The following is a 14,390-nucleotide window of genomic DNA, read 5'->3' on the forward strand; positions in this document are numbered from 1 at the left end:
ATTTTATTGTCGGACAAAACTCAGAAGTCGTAACTCAGGCTGGTGTAGTAGAACGCGCCCTGGGCGCCCTCGGGCGAGGTGATCGAGTACTTCTGCACCCCGTACAGGGTCTGGCCTTCGAGTTTGTCTGGGTGGCTGTCGAACAGGTTGATCGCACCCACCGAGACCTTCAGCCCCTGGTCGAAGCGGTAGCTCAGGTCCAGGTCGGTGATCCACTGTGCGCTGAAGGTCTGGTCCAGGTCGGGGTTGCTGGCATTGAGGCTCTGCCATTCACCGTAGCGGCGCTGGGTCAGGGTCACGCCCCAGTTCTGGTACAGCCAGTTGGCGCTGAGGGTCAGCTTGGTGTCGGGGGTGCCGTGCTCGATCAGGCCCTGGGTGGCGCGCCCGACGATCTGGTTGCCGGCAATGCCGCCGGCATCGCGCAGTTCGGTGATGCGCGTGCGGGTCTTGGCGAAGCCGGCGTTCAGGTCCAGCCGGCCGTACTGCGCCAGGTCCCACTGGTACTGGCCGGCCAGCTCGATGCCGTCGGTGCGGGTGTCGGCAATGTTGGTATAGAACGCCGCACTCTGGATGTTGGCATACGGCGTACCGGCGAAGATCGGCCCCACCACGCTGGCCGGCAACTGGTCGGACAGGGTGATGCGGTTGTCGATGTCGATGCGGTAGGCGTCCACGGTCACCGAGGCGTTGGCCAGCGGGCGCCACACCAGGCCCAGGGAGTAGTTGGTCGACTCTTCGGGCTTGAGCGCGCGCCCGCCCAGCAGCGCGGCTTCGGGGCTGTCGGCACGCAGGGTGCGCTGCTGCACCTCGACCCAGTTGCCGCTGCCAGGTGGCTGCTCCACCACCTGCACGCTGAACGAGGACAGCCCGCTCTGCACCAGCGAAGGGGCGCGGTAGCCGGTGCTGAGGCTGCCGCGTGCGGCGATCTGCGGGGTGAAGTCGTAGCGCAGCGACAGCTTGCCGTTGGTGGTGTCGCCAAAGTCCGAGTAATGCTCCGAGCGCAGCGCCACGCCGGCCTGGAACTTGTCGGTGAGCTGCCCTTCGAGGTCGACATAGGCGCCGAACACCTTGCGCTCCAGCGACGCGGCATCGACGTTGGTGATGCCCGAGTAGTAACCGGGGATCGGCCGCCCGCTGACCGGGTCCAGGCTGCCGAACAGCGGCCCGTTCTGCCAGCCGGCCGCCTCGCCGGCGCCCAGGTGGTAGTTCTCCTTGCGCCAGGCCAGGCCCGCCGACAGGGTCAGCGGCCTGGCCAGCAGGTCGGTGGGGAAGTCGCGCACCCAGTCCAGGGTCAGGTTGGTCTGTTGGTTCTCGCGCTCGCCGGTGTAGATGCTCGACGGGCTGGCCGTGCCCCAGCTGGGGTTGATGGCGTTGCGGTCGGTGGACTTCAACGTGTCGTTGCCGTAGTTGGCAGCCAGGTCGAACGTGCCCAGGGTTTCGTCCTCCCAGCGCAGGCCGCCGGTCACGGCATAGTCTTGCAGGTTGTAGCGGGTGACCGGCAGGCGCCCGTCCGGGTAGCGGCGCAGCGCATCGCTGCCGTAGTTGCGGGCCAGGGTGGTGGGCGGGTCGAAGAAGCCGTCGGCGTCGGTGTTCTTGTGCGCATAGGTGGCAAAGCCATAGGCGGTCAGCCCTTCACCCAGGCCGATTTCGCTGTTGGCCACCAGGTTGTACTGGTCCGAGACATTGCCCGAGCCCCAGCGCCAGGTGCGGTAGCGGTTGTTCTGCTCGCGCGGGGTATCGGTGCTGGTGCTGCCGGGGTAGAAGATCCGGTTGTCGGGGTTGGTGTCGCTGGCCGGGTCCTGGCTGCCGGCATCGAAGCTCAGGGTCAGGAAGCCATCGTTGGGCAGGGCCAGGCCCTTCCAGCCGCTGAGCTTGCGCTGCAGGCCGTCGCCCTTGTCGTAGCCGCCGAAGCGATAGCCCACGTTGCCGCCGTCGTCGTTCTCCTTGAGCACGATGTTGATCACCCCGGCGATGGCGTCCGAGCCGTACTGGGCGGCGGCGCCGTCGCGCAGGATCTCCACCCGCGACACCGCGCTGAGCGGGATCAGGCTCAGGTCCACGGCCGCTGCGCCACGCCCGTTGGCCAGGCCCTGGCGGGTCACGTTGGCGCTGGTATGGCGGCGCTTGCCGTTGACCAGCACCAGCACCTGGTCCGACGCCAGGCCGCGCAGCGAGGCGCCCTGGGCGATGGAGCCGGCGAACGCGCCCTGGGGCGACTGCGGGAAGCTGAACGAGGGCGACAGGGCGGTCAGCGCACCGGACAGGTCGCTGGCGCCGGTGTCCTGCAGCTTCTCGGCGCTCAGCACATCCACCGGGGCTGCGCTTTGCAGCGCGGTGACGTCGCTGCGGCGGGTGCCGACCACGACCACGGTATCGAGCTTGTCATCCGCGCCGGGTGCGGCCTGGGCAGAGCATTCGGGCACGGCAACGCTGCCGATGACCAGCGCGATGGCGCCGGCCAAGGGGGTGGGATGCAACATGGGGTGTACTCCTTGCAAGGCAGTTGAAGTGCGCCGGCAGCCTGCCGCCGGCGCGGTCGATCAGAATCGGCTGGTGACGCTGAGGCCGACCGTGCGCGGGTCGCCGTAGGTCAGCACGTACTGGCCCTGGGGGCCGTTGGGCCGGCCGTGCACCTGGTAGCGGCGGTCGGTGAGGTTGTTGACGAAGCCGGTCACGCTGAGCTTTTCATCCGCGCTGAACCAGGTCAGGCGGCTGTTGGCCAGGGTGTAGTGGGGCTGGCTGAGGGTCGGCTCGGCGCTGCTCTGGCGGTTGGCCAGAAAGTACTCCTTGTCGCGAAAACTCACGTCGGCGCCGGCCACCAGCTTGCCGCCGATCGCCAGCGGGATGGTGTAGTCGGCGCCCAGCGACACCACGTTGCGCGGCGAGCGCACGAAGCTGTTGCCGCTGTAGTCGGCGGTCACCTCGCCGGTGGTGGGGTTGACGTTCTTGAAGTCGGTGTACTCGGTGTCCAGGAACGACACCGCCGCGCGCAGGTGCAGGTAGTCGGTGGGCTGGCCCTCGATCTCCAGCTCCGCGCCCTTGACCTTGCCCTTGGCACCGTTGGTGAGCGCGGTGGTGAGCACGCCGCTGTTGACCGTCAGCAGGTTGACCTGGATGTCCTGGTAGTCGTAGTAGAACAGGTTGGCGTTGACCGTCAGGCGGTGGTCGAACCACTCCGATTTCAGGCCCAGCTCGTAGGCATCGAGCTGTTCCGGGTCGACCGTGGTCAGCTGCGCCAGGTTGCTCGACAGCCCGGTGTTGAAGCCGCCGGAGCGAAAGCCGTGGGCATAGCGAAAGAACACCCGCAGGTTGTCGTTGATGCGGTACTCGGGCGTCACATCGTAGGTCCAGGCGTCCCAGCGCTTGCTCTCGTCGCGGTTGCCGTTGGCGCCCGCAGCGCCCAGCGGCACCAGCGGGCCGTTGGCGCTGGTACGGGTGAGCTGGGCCAGGTCCAGGTCGATGCTCTTTTTCTCGGTGGTCCAGCGCAGCCCGCCGGTCACGGTGAAGTTGTCGCTCAGGTCATAGGCCAGGTTGCCGAACAGCGCGTAGCTGTCGGTCTTGTGGGTGTAGTCGAGGCTGCTCAGGTCGACCCCGCCGATCTGGTTGGAGCCGGTGCCGTTGGGCGTCGGGCCCGGCGTCACGAAACGCCGGTCGGTGCTGTCGAGGGTTTCGTGAAAGTAATGGGTGCCGAGCATCCAGCGCAGGGTTTCCTGCTGCGGGGAGGCCAGGCGAAATTCCTGCGAGTACTGGTCGTAGCGATTGTCGGTGTCGCTCGCGCCGTTGACCTCGTAGGGGGTGTAGTCGGCGTCGGTCAGCGACTGCTGGCGGATAGAGTCGTAGGCGGTGATGGAGGTCAGCCGGTAGTCGCCGATGTCCCAGTTCAGGGTCAGCGAGGTGCCGTCGTGGTCGAGTTTGGAGTGCTCGTCCACGTTCAGCTCGATGCGCCGCCCCTGCGGGCGCTGGTAGCCGACGTTGTAATAGGTGCCCAGCGGCAGCGAACCGCTGCTGCCATCGCCCTTGAACTGGCGCCCGTGGAGCTTCCACAGCGCCTCCAGGTCCGGGTTGAGCCTGGCCAGAAACTGTACGCGCACGGCCTTCTTGTTGACGTCGCCATAGGTCTGGTCGTTGGTCAGGTTGTGGGTGAAGCCGTCGCGCTCCTCGGAATACAGCGACACCCGGCCGGCCAGGCGTTCGTCCACCAGGGTGCCGCCCAGGGCGCCGTTGAGGATGCGTTCGTTCTTGCTGCCAAAGCCGATGGTGCCGAAGCCGTCGGTGTCGAAGGTGGGCTTTTTCGAGATCACGTTGACTGCCCCCGCCGTGGTGTTCTTGCCGTACAGGGTGCCCTGAGGGCCGCGCAGCACCTCGATGCGCTCCAGGTCGAACAGCGGGCCGCCGCCGGCGACGGGTGCGTTGAGGTAGACGTCGTCGGCATAGATGCCCACCGGGTAGACCGTGGCGGCGCCGGTGTCGCCGGTGCCCAGGCCGCGGATGTACCAGCGCGGGCGGCCATCGCCATCGGGGTTCTTGGCCGAGGCGTTGGGGATGAAGGTGGTGATGTCGCCCATGGCGCGCACGCCGTCGGCGGTGATACTGGTGCCCTGGACCGCGCTGACCGCCACCGGCACTTCCTGCAGGGTTTCTTCGCGGTGTTGTGCGGTGACGGTGACGGTCTTGAGTGCCGGCGTGGTGCTGTCGTCGGCGTGGGCGGTGCTGGTGCCTGCGAGCAGCAGGCCCAGGCCGATGCCCCTGGCCAGTGGATGAAGCTGATGCATGGTGTGGCTCCCCGAGTGTGGCTGATACGGGGCTAGAGCAGGGTTTGTGCCATGTTTGCAAGCTGTTGATTTACATGGGTTTTATCGGGTGTTTCGGGGTGGGTTGCTAGTGGTGCAGCAGGGGGCTGTGGAACGCCTGCTGCTGCAGCAGCAACCGGTTGGCAAGGCTGCGCCTTGCATCGCGGGTCAAGCCCGCTCCCACACGGACCGTGCGAATCCTGTGGGAGCGGGCTTGACCCGCGATGGGCTGCAAAGCAGCCCCAGCAATCAGGTGGCCACCCGCGACGTCGACCCGATCACCGCCTCCAGCACACTGAAATCGATCCAGTCGCGCACATCGAAGCGCCGCGCAATGAAATGCCACCGATGCAGAAAATCGGTGAAATCCTGCAGCGCCTCGATCGAGCGACTGTCCAGCGTGGTCCGCAGGCGCCGGTGCGCGTCCTCGCCATACGCCGCCGCCACCCAGTACTCGCTGGTGTTGAGCTCGCGCGCCAGGTAGCGCCGGGTTTCATCGGGGTTGGCCCAGGCCCACTGCTCGGTACGCAGCACCACGTCGACGATGCGCGTGCACGCGCCGAAATGCTGTTGCAGCAGGTTCAGGTCAACAGTCAGGGTGCGCGGCGTGCCGTTGTTGGAACGGATCAGCGGGTCGGGGTGCGAGCCGGTGTCGATCACCACCCGCAAACCGAACTCGTGGGCCAGTTGCAAGGCCGAGGCCCCCTTGAGGAAGATCGCGTCGATATCGCCGCGCAGCAGCCCGATCAGTTCGTTGTTGCGCCGGCTCACCCGGTTCATGCCCAGGGTCACCGTGGCGCCATGCACATGGGTGACCTGCTCGTCGCTGTGGGTGCCGCCGTAGGGGTAGTCCACCAGCTCCACATCGGCCACGTCCAGGCCTTCGAGCCTGAGCGCGTTTTCCAGCCCGCGCAGGGCCTGGGCGCGGGTGAAGTCGATCTGCACGTTAGCCCACTTGGGCAGGCCGAAGCGGCGGTTCTTGAGGTCGCGCACGCTTTTCACGCCGCTGTCCTCGGTGGTCAGGATCAACTGCACCTCATCGGCCCAGCTCAGCCCCAGCACGCGGGTCTGCACGCCGCTGGCGTAGGCCCAGATCGCCGGAATGTTGCCGCCGTGGCGCACCGAGTTGGGCAGGTGATGGTCGTAGTGGGCTTCGCGCACTTCGCGCTCGCTGGACTCGCGCAGCGACTGGATCGAGGTGCCCAGCGGCTGGAACGCCTCGGCCAGGCGCCCGGTCTGCACGGCGATGCCAAGGCCGGTCGGCACCGGGCTGTGGGTGTACCAGAGGGTATCGAGAGGGGTGGTCATAGGGGCATCGGGTCCTTGATGGGTTGTTGTTGCACCAGCGGCAGCACTTCCTGGCCGATGCGCAGGGCTTCTTCCAGGTGCGGGTTGCCGGCCAGGATGAAGGTCGAGAAGCCGGCGTCGCGGTACTCGGCCAGGCGTTCGGCGATGTTCTGGTGGCTGCCCACCAGGCCCACGGTGGGGCCGGGCTTGGCCTTGGCGAAACCGGCCCACAGGTTTGGCCCCAGAATCAGGTCGTCGAAGCGCTGGATGTTCTGGTGATAGGCGCTCTGGCGGGCGCCGCCGACCGAGTCGCTGGCAGTGCTGAAGGTGCTGGAGAGGGCGCTGGGCCTGCCGTCAAGCCTGTCGAACTGGCGGCGCAGGTCGCGCCAGGCCGCCTCTTCGGTTTCGCGGGCGAACAGGTCCACGCGCAGGCCGAAGCGCACCGTGCGGCCCTGCCTGTCGGCCAGCTCGCGCACGCGCTCGATATGCGGCCTGAGCTGCTCGATCGGCTCGGCCCAGTTCAGGTACACGTCGGCGTGGCGTGCAGCCACGTCCAGGGCCGGGTCGGAGAAGCCGGAGAAGTACACCCCCGGCTTGCGCACATGGGCCAGGTGCTCGGGCAGGGCGCCGTTGTCCAGTTGATAGACCTCGCCCTGGTAGCTGAAGTGCTCGTTGCGCCACAGGCCGTCGATGATGTCGAGAAATTCGCCGGTGCGCCGGTAGCGCTGGTCGTGGTCGAGAAAGTCGCCCTGGGCGCGCTGGCTGGCGGGGTTGCCGCCGGTGATGATGTTCCAGTCCAGGCGGTCGTGGCTCAGGTGCTGCAGGATGGCGGCCTGCTGTGCGGCGTAGGCGGGCAGGGTCCAGGCGGCCTGGAAGGCGATCAGAAAGCGCAGGCGGCGGGTTTCGCGGGCCAGTGCGGCGGCCACGATCCAGGGTTCGGGGCCGGTGGGCAGCAGGGCGCCTTCGAAGCCGGCCAGTTCGGCAGCCTTGGCCACCTGGGCGATGTAGTCGATATAGGTGAAGCCGTCGGGGCGGCCGTCTGCCAGCCGGCCGGGTGCGATATGGCCGTGCTGGTGGCTGAAGCTGCCACGGTTGTGCCGGTCGGTGCTCAATTGCGGCCCGTCGGTGCCCAGGGGCAGGCGCCAGAAGAATTCGGTGCTCATGGCTGTTCCTCGGTGAATGTGCCAGAGGTGGTGCAACCGTCATGCCACGCGGTGCGGGCCCGATTTTGCGGGGGGTGGGCTGCTGCACTGCTGCCAGGGCAGCAGTGCAGCAGCAGTGGGTGCGGCGGTTGCAGCACCAGAGCAATGCCCCCCTGTGGGAGCGGGCTTGACCCGCGATTGGCCCTAACCGGCCCGCGCATAGCTGCGATGCAGCGCCGCATACGCCCCACCCCTGGCCAGCAACTGCGCATGCGGCCCTTGCTCCACCAGGCGGCCCTGGCCGATCACCACGATGCGGTCTGCCTCGCGAATGGTCGCCAGCCGATGCGCGATGATGATCGCCGTGCGCCCCTCGCACAGCCGACGCAACGCCCGCTGGATGCGCCGCTCGGTATGCACGTCCACCGCCGAGGTGGCTTCGTCCAGCACCAGCACCGCGGGGTCTGCCAGGTACGCCCGCACCAGGCACACCAGCTGGCGCTGTCCATGGCTCAGGTGCGCGCCCAGCGCCCCCACCTGGGTCGCGTACTGGTGCGGCAGGCGCTCCAGCACTTCATCGGCGCCCAGCTCGCGGGCCGCCGCGATCAGCGTCGCATCGTCCGCCCCCGGTGCTGCCAGGCGCAGGTTGTCGAGGATGCTGCCGGCAAACAGCACGTTGTCCTGCAGCACCACACCCACGTGCCGGCGCAACTGCTGCTGGCTCAACTGGCGAACATCGATGCCATCGAGCTTCACCGCGCCGCCGTCCACGTCATAGAAGCGCGTGAGCAACTGCACCAGCGTGCTCTTGCCATGCCCCGACGGCCCGACCAATGCCAGCACCTCGCCGGCCCGTATGTGCAGGTCCAGCCCGTCGATCACCGGCGTTGGCGCCTGACGCTCATAGGCAAAGCGCACCTGCTCGAAGCGCACCTCGCCACGCGCCCTGGGCAACGCCACGGGCACCTGCGGGTCGAGAATCTGCGGCGCGGTGTCCAGCAGCAGAAAGATCCGCTGCGCCGAAGCCGAACCGGTGGCATAGCGCTCGAACAGGTCGGTCAGCTCCTGCAACGGCCCCAGAAACAGCATCACGTAGAACAGGCTTTCACCCACCTGGCCTACCGTCACCGAACCCTCGGCCAGCCCGTAGCCACCCACCAGCACCAGCACCGCCATGCCCATCGCGGCCAGCAGCGCGGTGAACGGCGCGAACCAGCCCGAGCGCAGGCTGCCCAGAATCAGCGCGCGGTTGAAGTCGTCCAGCAGGCCCTGGTAACGCTGCAGGTTGGTCTGCTGCCGGCCGGTCTGCTGCAGCAGGCGCACGCCGCTGACGCTCTCCACCAGGTGGGCGGTGAAGCGGCTGCGGTTTTCCGCGACCTTCGCCCAGTTGCGCTGGGCGATACGCTTGAAGCCCCAGGTGGCGAGCAGCAGCAACGGCACGCTGCCGATCAGGCTGAAGAAGAACAGCGGCTCTATCAGCCACAGCATCACCGCCGCCAGGCTGCAGCGCAGCAGGGCGCCGAGCAGCTCGGGCGGGCCCTGGATCAGCAGCGGCTCAAGCGCGTCCACGTCGCGGTCGGCCCGCGAAATGATGCGCCCGGCGCGGGTGCGGTCGAAGTAGCCCACGCTCAGCGCCTGCACGTGCGCAAACACCCGCACGCGCAGGTCGTTGAGCACGCTGATCGCGGCGCTGCCGGCGATGTACTGCGACAGCCCCGCCAGCACGAAGCGCCCCAGCCAGCTTGCCGCCAGGCCCGCGCCCAGCCACAGCACCAGCGGCGGGTCCAGCAGCCAGGCGTTGCCGTCATGGATCAGCCCGTGATCGAGCAGCTCGCGCACGAACCACGGGCGCAGGAACACGGTGAACACCAGCACCAGCTCCAGGCCGATCACCCAGCCGATCTGCCGGCGCACCGGGCGCAGCAGGGGCAGCAGGCGCCGGAACATGCTGCGGTCCAGGGCCTTTCTGGCCAGTAATTCTTCTATCTCGATATCGCTCAGGGCAGTGCCCGCTTGCGGCTTAGCCATGCTCGATCCCCAGCAGTTCACGGTAGGTCGGGTTGCGGTGCAGCAGCTGCGCATGGCTGCCGCTGTCGGCAATGCCGGTACTGCTCAGCAGCAGCACGCGGTCGGCCAGTTGCACGGTGCTCAGCTTGCTGGCGATCAGCAGCAGGGTCGGTGCATGCCCATCGCTGCGGCGCTGGCGCAGGGTGTCGAGCACACGCTGCTCGCTGATCGCGTCCAGCGCGCTGGTGGCGTCGTCCAGGCACAGGATGTCGGGGGCCGCCAGCAGGGCGCGGGCCAGGCACAGGCGCTGGCGCTGGCCGCCCGAGAGGGTCACGCCACGGTCGCCCAGCGGCGTGTCCAGGCCCTGGGGCAGGCGCGCCAGCACGTCCTCGGCGCTGGCCTGGCGCAGTGAATCGAGCAGTTGCGCGTCGCTGGCCGTGGGCGCACCCAGGCGCAGGTTGGCAGCCAGGCTGTCGGCGAACAGAAAGCTCTCCTGGGGCAGCACATGCACGCGCCGGCGTAGTTCATCCAGCGCCAGGGTGCGCACGTCGTGCCAGCCCCGTGCAGCGCTGCCCAGCAGCACGCGGCCCTGGTCGGCCTCGGTCAGGCGCGGCAGCAGGCTGGCCAGCAGGCTCTTGCCGGTGCCCGTGGCGCCCACCAGCGCGACCACCTCGCCGGGTTCTATCTGCAACGAGCACTGGCTGAGCACCGCCTGCCCACCGCCGGGCGCTGCCACGCCGACAGCCTCCAGCTTCAGGCCCAGCGGCCCCGGGGGCAGCGACTGCTGACCGCTGACGATGTGTACCGGCGCATCGAGCAACTGCCAGATACGCTCGGCCGAGGCGCGCGCGTCGGCGAAGGTCTGCATCACCCGGCCGATGCCTTCGATGCGAAACACCAGGGTGGTGGCGATCAGCAGCGAGGTCACCAGCTCGCCGATGCCGATGCGCCCCTGGGCCACCAGCTGCGCACCGACCACCAGGATCCACACATGCCCCAGCGCCACCACCGCCTGCGGCAGCGGTATGCGCGAGCTGGCGTAGGCCAGCGCCTGGCGTGCATGCCCGGCAAACACCTGCACCTGCGCGGCAAAGCCCTCGATGCGCTGGGCCTGCAGGCCGAACGACTTGATCACCCGTACCGCGCCGATGCCTTCGGCCAGGTCCTGGTTGACCCGGTCGTAGGCGGCGCCCACGGCACGGTCCAGTGCCACCAGGCGCTCGGTCTGGTGCACGAATATGCCCAGCCCGAGCACGGTCAGCAGCAGCGGCCCCAGGGCCAGCCACGGGTCGTACCAGGTCAGCAGGCCGACGGTGGCCAGCACCACCAACGGGGTTTCCACCAGTTGGCGCCAGAAGCTGATCAGCGCATCGCGCACCTTGTCCGCATCGCGGGTGGTGCGGGTGACCATCTCGCCCATGCCGTGCTGCCAGTGGTAGCCCAGGTGCAGGGCCTGCACCTGGGCCAGCAGGCGCTCGCGCAGGCGCGTGAGCAGCGCCTGGCCGAGCACCAGCGAGCCGATGGCCGCGGCGTACTGCAACACCGCGCGGCCCAGCGCCACCGCGGCTATCAGCCAGAACCAGTGCCAGGCCAGGCGTGCATCCAGGCTGCCATCGGCCAGGCGCACCACGGCGGCGCCGGCACTCACGTCGTTCAGCGCATGGCCGATCAGCCATTGCTGCCAGACCAGCCCCAGGTTGATGAAAACGAACAGCCCGGCGACCAGGGCGAAACGCCAGGGCATTTCGCGGTAGATCGCCAGGCTGCGCAGCAGCGGGTGTCGAGGGCTCATGGAAAACTCGAGGCAAAGGGGAAAGCAGGCGCAGGGCAGGCCCCGCGCCCGGTGTTCAGCGGCTGGCGCCCGCGCTCTGCCTGGCGGCGAGAATGGCGGTGTATTCGCCCGGGTCGATGCCGTTGAGGTAGTAGTTGCCCACGTGGTGCAGGCGCCAGCGGATCGGGTCGTGGGTGGTGTGCACCCGCGCATTGCGCCAGAAGCGGTCCAGGTTCCATTTGCTCAGCGAGGCGCTGGCCCCCAGCAGCGAGAAGATGTCGCTGGAGATCTTCAGCGAGGCGGCATCCGAGTGCGCCCGCGCGGTGGCTACCGAGAGAATCAGCTCGTCCTGCAGGGCCTTGTCGTCGGGGGCCAGCTCGTGCGCATCGAAGGTCCGTGCGGCATCGCGCAGCAGCGATTCGGCGGCGCGCAGGGCCACGGCGTATTCACCGATCTGGCGGATGATGTGCGGCTCTTCGCTGGCGCGCTCCACCTCGCTCTCCACCCACGGGCGCGCGTGCTGGTTGAGGTAGTCGATGCCGGCCTGCAGGGCGCCGGCGGCGATGCCGGTGTCGATGGCCGCGTGCAGTATCTGCGGGAAGGTCAGCCCGGTGCGCTTCATCGGGCCCTGGCGGCGCAGCACATAGCGCTCGTCCAGCTCGATGTTGTCGAACTGCACCGTGCCGCTCACCGAGTTGTTCTGGCCGAATGCGTCCCAGTCGTCGAGCAGGGTCAGGCCCGGCGTGTCGCGGTGCAGCAGCACCCCGGCGCCGCCGTCGTCGCTGGCGGCGGTCAGCGAGATCCATTCGGCCAGGTACGAGCCGGTGGAGTAGAACTTGCTGCCGTTGAGCACCAGCTTGCCGTCTTCGCGGCGCTCGATGCGGGTCTTGAGGGCGAACTTGTTCTTGCCGCCGACCTCGGCCAGGGCGTTGCCCAGGCGCTTGCCGGCCAGCAGGTCGGCGATCAGGCGCTCGCGCACTTCATCCGGGTAGCCGCTGAGCACACCGCGCAGCATCACGTTGTGAATCTGCAGCAGTTGCCCGACACCTCCGTCGGCGGCGGACACGATGCGCACGGTCTCGACGATGGTCTGTACCGAAGCGCCCAGCCCGCCGAACTGCGCGGGCACGCCGATGGCGGTCAGGCCGCTGTCGGACAGCAGCTGGGCCTGGCGACGCGGCAACTGGCGGTTGTTGTGCCGGTCGCGGGCCAGCTCGGCGATCTGGCCGGCGATTTCATGGGCGGCGGCGATGGCCTGGGCGGCGCTTTCCAGGCGGCGGGGCGGGGTACTCATGCGGGGGCTTCCTTGAATGAACAGGTTTCAGGCCCTTGAGCAGGTTCTGTGCCACACGCCGCAAAGCCTTGTGCCACAAGGACTGCGGCCAGGTGCGGGCGGCGGGGTGCTGCTGGGGCAGCAGCGGGGCGCCGATTGTTGCTCTGGCAGCAGCAGGGCAGCTGCAACACTGCTGCCAGGCCAGCAGCCGGTGTTCAGAAGGTCTCTAAAAAACCAACAAAAACAATGAGTTGGTGAGTTGGCACGGGCGCTGCAATGGCATGGCTACCTTCGCTTGATGGAACATGCCCATGTCAATCGCCGCTACCTTGCCGTTGCCTGCCGCACCGGCCCTCGAACAGATCTGGTTCACCCGCTGCCCCGTGCCGACCGCCTCCGGCATCGCCTACACCCTGGGCTGGCTGGGGGAGGAATTCGCCGCCGACGGCCTGCCGGTGGAGACCCTGCAGGAGGCCCGCCAGCTCGGCCATCACCACTACGATCACCAGTTGCCCGGGCTGTTTCGCGAGGGCGGCAATGTGCCGGCCCTGGCCGCCCGCGCCGCCGGTTCGCCCAGCCGCCTGATCGGCCTGACCTGGATCGAGGAATGGCAGACCGTCCTGGTACGCCCCGACTCCGGCATCCGCAGCGCTCGGGACCTCAAGGGCAAGCGCCTGGCGCTGCCAGCCTGGGGCGACAACCGCCCGGGCAGCATCGCCCGCGCCATGAGCCTGCATGGCTACAAGGGCGCGCTGAGCCTGGCCGGCCTGAGCTTCGACGATGTCGAACTGGTGGAAGTGGCGCTGCACAACCAGGACGACGCCCTCACCCCCGAGCAGGGCCTGCAGCGCCTGTGGTCGGGGCTGGACTACCTGGCCCGTGGCGAGGTCGACGCGGTGTACGTCAAGGGCGCCGCCGCTGCCGATGCAGCGCGCCGCCTGGGCCTGGTGGTGGGCATCGACCTGGACCAGATCAGCGACCCGCGCTACCGCATCAACAACGGCACGCCACGGCCGATCACCGTGCACCAGAGCCTGCTGGACAACCACTTCGAGCTGGTGGTGCGCTTCCTCGCGCAGACCCTGCGCGCCGCCGACTGGGCCAGCCACAACCGCGAGGCACTGCTGCGCATCCTGCAGGACGAGACCCGCGCCGGCGCCCAGGGCGTGGACGAAGCCTACCGTGGCGACTTCCACACCACCCTGGCCCCGGACCTCTCGGCCCAGCGCCTGGGCTACCTGGACATCCAGAAGACCTTCCTCAACCTGCATGGCTTTCTCGAAGCCGATTTCAACCTGGCCGACTGGGTCGACCCGCGTCCACTGCAAGCTGCCCATCAACTGCTGGCCCAGCGCGCCCGCGCCTGAACCAAGGAGTCCGCCATGACCGTACTGACCACCGAGCACCTGATCGACGCCGACCTCAAGGCCTTCATCGAGCAGGTGCTGCACGAGGCCGAACAGGCCTTCACCGTGTTCCGCGAAACCAACACCCTCACCGCCGCCGGCACCGTGGGCTTCATCGAGCGCGTACCGGGCCGCGAGCTGCTGGTGTCGGTCAACTACCCAGGCCCGTGGGACTACCGCAAGCCGCTGCAGGCCACGGTCAGCGACTTTGCCGGCAACCTGGTGCATGGCCAGGGCAAGGGCGGGCTGGGCCGCTACACCCGGCTGTTTCGCGAAGACGCCGGCATCACCACGGTGTCCCACGTGCACACCCCGTACCTGGGCGCCTGGGCGCAGACCCAGCGCAGCCTGCCGTTCCACTACGTGCCGGTGCAGCGCTACCAGCTGGCCCGCGAGCTGCCGGTGTACATCGACCGGCGCCAGGACGAGGTCGACTTCATTCTCGAGCGCCTGGCCGAGAACCCCTACACCCCGGCGATTCTCGAAGCCAACGGCGGTGCGACCGTGTGGGGGCGCCAGGGCCTGCGCGCCACTGCCGAATTCATCCTGCTGCTGGAGGAGGGCGCGCAACTGCAACTGCTGGCCGAGTCCATCGGCGGCTCGCGCCCCTACGGCCCCGGCGTGCTCACCCAGCAATGGAACATGAGCAAGCTGATCGACCGCGCCCACGCGCTGGGCCTGGTCCCGGCCATCGACCGCCCACGCGCCTGAGGA

General features: G+C 68.4%; 9 protein-coding genes. 2 read left to right on the forward strand and 7 right to left on the reverse strand.

Translation table 11 applies throughout. From position 1 onward, the window contains the following. Positions 1 to 20 precede the first annotated feature (20 nt). From FW760_RS24110 to FW760_RS24140, 7 genes are all read right to left on the reverse strand, one after another. On the reverse strand, positions 21 to 2,480 hold the full coding sequence (locus tag FW760_RS24110) for a TonB-dependent receptor plug domain-containing protein (protein ID WP_446444048.1): 2,460 nt from the start codon (positions 2,478 to 2,480) through the stop codon (positions 21 to 23). Between the two features lie 60 nt (positions 2,481 to 2,540). Beyond that, entirely contained in the window at positions 2,541 to 4,772 is a 2,232-nt protein-coding gene (locus tag FW760_RS24115) for a TonB-dependent receptor (protein ID WP_282362488.1), read from the reverse strand. A 267-nt stretch (positions 4,773 to 5,039) separates the two neighbouring features. Continuing rightward, on the reverse strand, positions 5,040 to 6,098 hold the full coding sequence (locus FW760_RS24120) for an ABC transporter substrate-binding protein (protein WP_043862916.1): 1,059 nt from the start codon (positions 6,096 to 6,098) through the stop codon (positions 5,040 to 5,042). Next, complete coding sequence (locus FW760_RS24125; RefSeq protein WP_043862915.1) at positions 6,095 to 7,240, reverse strand: LLM class flavin-dependent oxidoreductase; 1,146 nt, start codon at positions 7,238 to 7,240, stop codon at positions 6,095 to 6,097. The genes FW760_RS24120 and FW760_RS24125 overlap by 4 nt, the downstream gene beginning before the upstream one ends. A 183-nt stretch (positions 7,241 to 7,423) precedes the next feature. Beyond that, positions 7,424 to 9,247, reverse strand: coding sequence for an ABC transporter ATP-binding protein (locus FW760_RS24130; RefSeq protein ID WP_054915370.1), 1,824 nt, complete (start codon positions 9,245 to 9,247; stop codon positions 7,424 to 7,426). Continuing rightward, positions 9,240 to 11,018 carry an ABC transporter ATP-binding protein gene (locus FW760_RS24135; RefSeq protein WP_446444049.1) on the reverse strand — a complete coding sequence of 593 codons (1,779 nt, stop codon included), beginning with the start codon at positions 11,016 to 11,018 and terminating at the stop codon, positions 9,240 to 9,242. The genes FW760_RS24130 and FW760_RS24135 overlap by 8 nt, the downstream gene beginning before the upstream one ends. Before the next feature lie 55 nt (positions 11,019 to 11,073). Continuing rightward, a complete protein-coding gene (locus FW760_RS24140) occupies positions 11,074 to 12,291 on the reverse strand; it encodes an acyl-CoA dehydrogenase family protein (RefSeq protein WP_043862912.1) in 1,218 nt (405 codons plus the stop codon). A gap of 290 nt (positions 12,292 to 12,581) precedes the next feature. Here FW760_RS24140 and FW760_RS24145 point away from each other — a divergent pair, with 290 nt between their 5' ends. Both FW760_RS24145 and FW760_RS24150 read left to right on the forward strand, forming a co-directional pair. Beyond that, a complete protein-coding gene (locus FW760_RS24145) occupies positions 12,582 to 13,637 on the forward strand; it encodes an ABC transporter substrate-binding protein (RefSeq protein ID WP_446444050.1) in 1,056 nt (351 codons plus the stop codon). 15 nt (positions 13,638 to 13,652) lie between these two features. Next, positions 13,653 to 14,387 carry a class II aldolase/adducin family protein gene (locus FW760_RS24150; protein WP_054915366.1) on the forward strand — a complete coding sequence of 245 codons (735 nt, stop codon included), beginning with the start codon at positions 13,653 to 13,655 and terminating at the stop codon, positions 14,385 to 14,387. The last annotated feature ends 3 nt before the right edge of the window (positions 14,388 to 14,390 follow it).

It is taken from the genome of Pseudomonas sp. 1176_21, from assembly GCF_052850635.1.

What these genes read in the sequence shown, in the direction of transcription:
- FW760_RS24130 (WP_054915370.1), bottom strand. Translation starts at nt 9,247, where the DNA reads ATGGCTAAGCCGCAAGCGGGCACTGCCCTGAGCGATATCGAGATAGAA.
- FW760_RS24120 (WP_043862916.1), bottom strand. Translation starts at nt 6,098, where the DNA reads ATGACCACCCCTCTCGATACCCTCTGGTACACCCACAGCCCGGTGCCG.
- FW760_RS24135 (WP_446444049.1), bottom strand. Translation starts at nt 11,018, where the DNA reads ATGAGCCCTCGACACCCGCTGCTGCGCAGCCTGGCGATCTACCGCGAA.
- FW760_RS24145 (WP_446444050.1), top strand. Translation starts at nt 12,582, where the DNA reads ATGTCAATCGCCGCTACCTTGCCGTTGCCTGCCGCACCGGCCCTCGAA.
- FW760_RS24125 (WP_043862915.1), bottom strand. Translation starts at nt 7,240, where the DNA reads ATGAGCACCGAATTCTTCTGGCGCCTGCCCCTGGGCACCGACGGGCCG.
- FW760_RS24140 (WP_043862912.1), bottom strand. Translation starts at nt 12,291, where the DNA reads ATGAGTACCCCGCCCCGCCGCCTGGAAAGCGCCGCCCAGGCCATCGCC.
- FW760_RS24110 (WP_446444048.1), bottom strand. Translation starts at nt 2,480, where the DNA reads ATGTTGCATCCCACCCCCTTGGCCGGCGCCATCGCGCTGGTCATCGGC.
- FW760_RS24150 (WP_054915366.1), top strand. Translation starts at nt 13,653, where the DNA reads ATGACCGTACTGACCACCGAGCACCTGATCGACGCCGACCTCAAGGCC.
- FW760_RS24115 (WP_282362488.1), bottom strand. Translation starts at nt 4,772, where the DNA reads ATGCATCAGCTTCATCCACTGGCCAGGGGCATCGGCCTGGGCCTGCTG.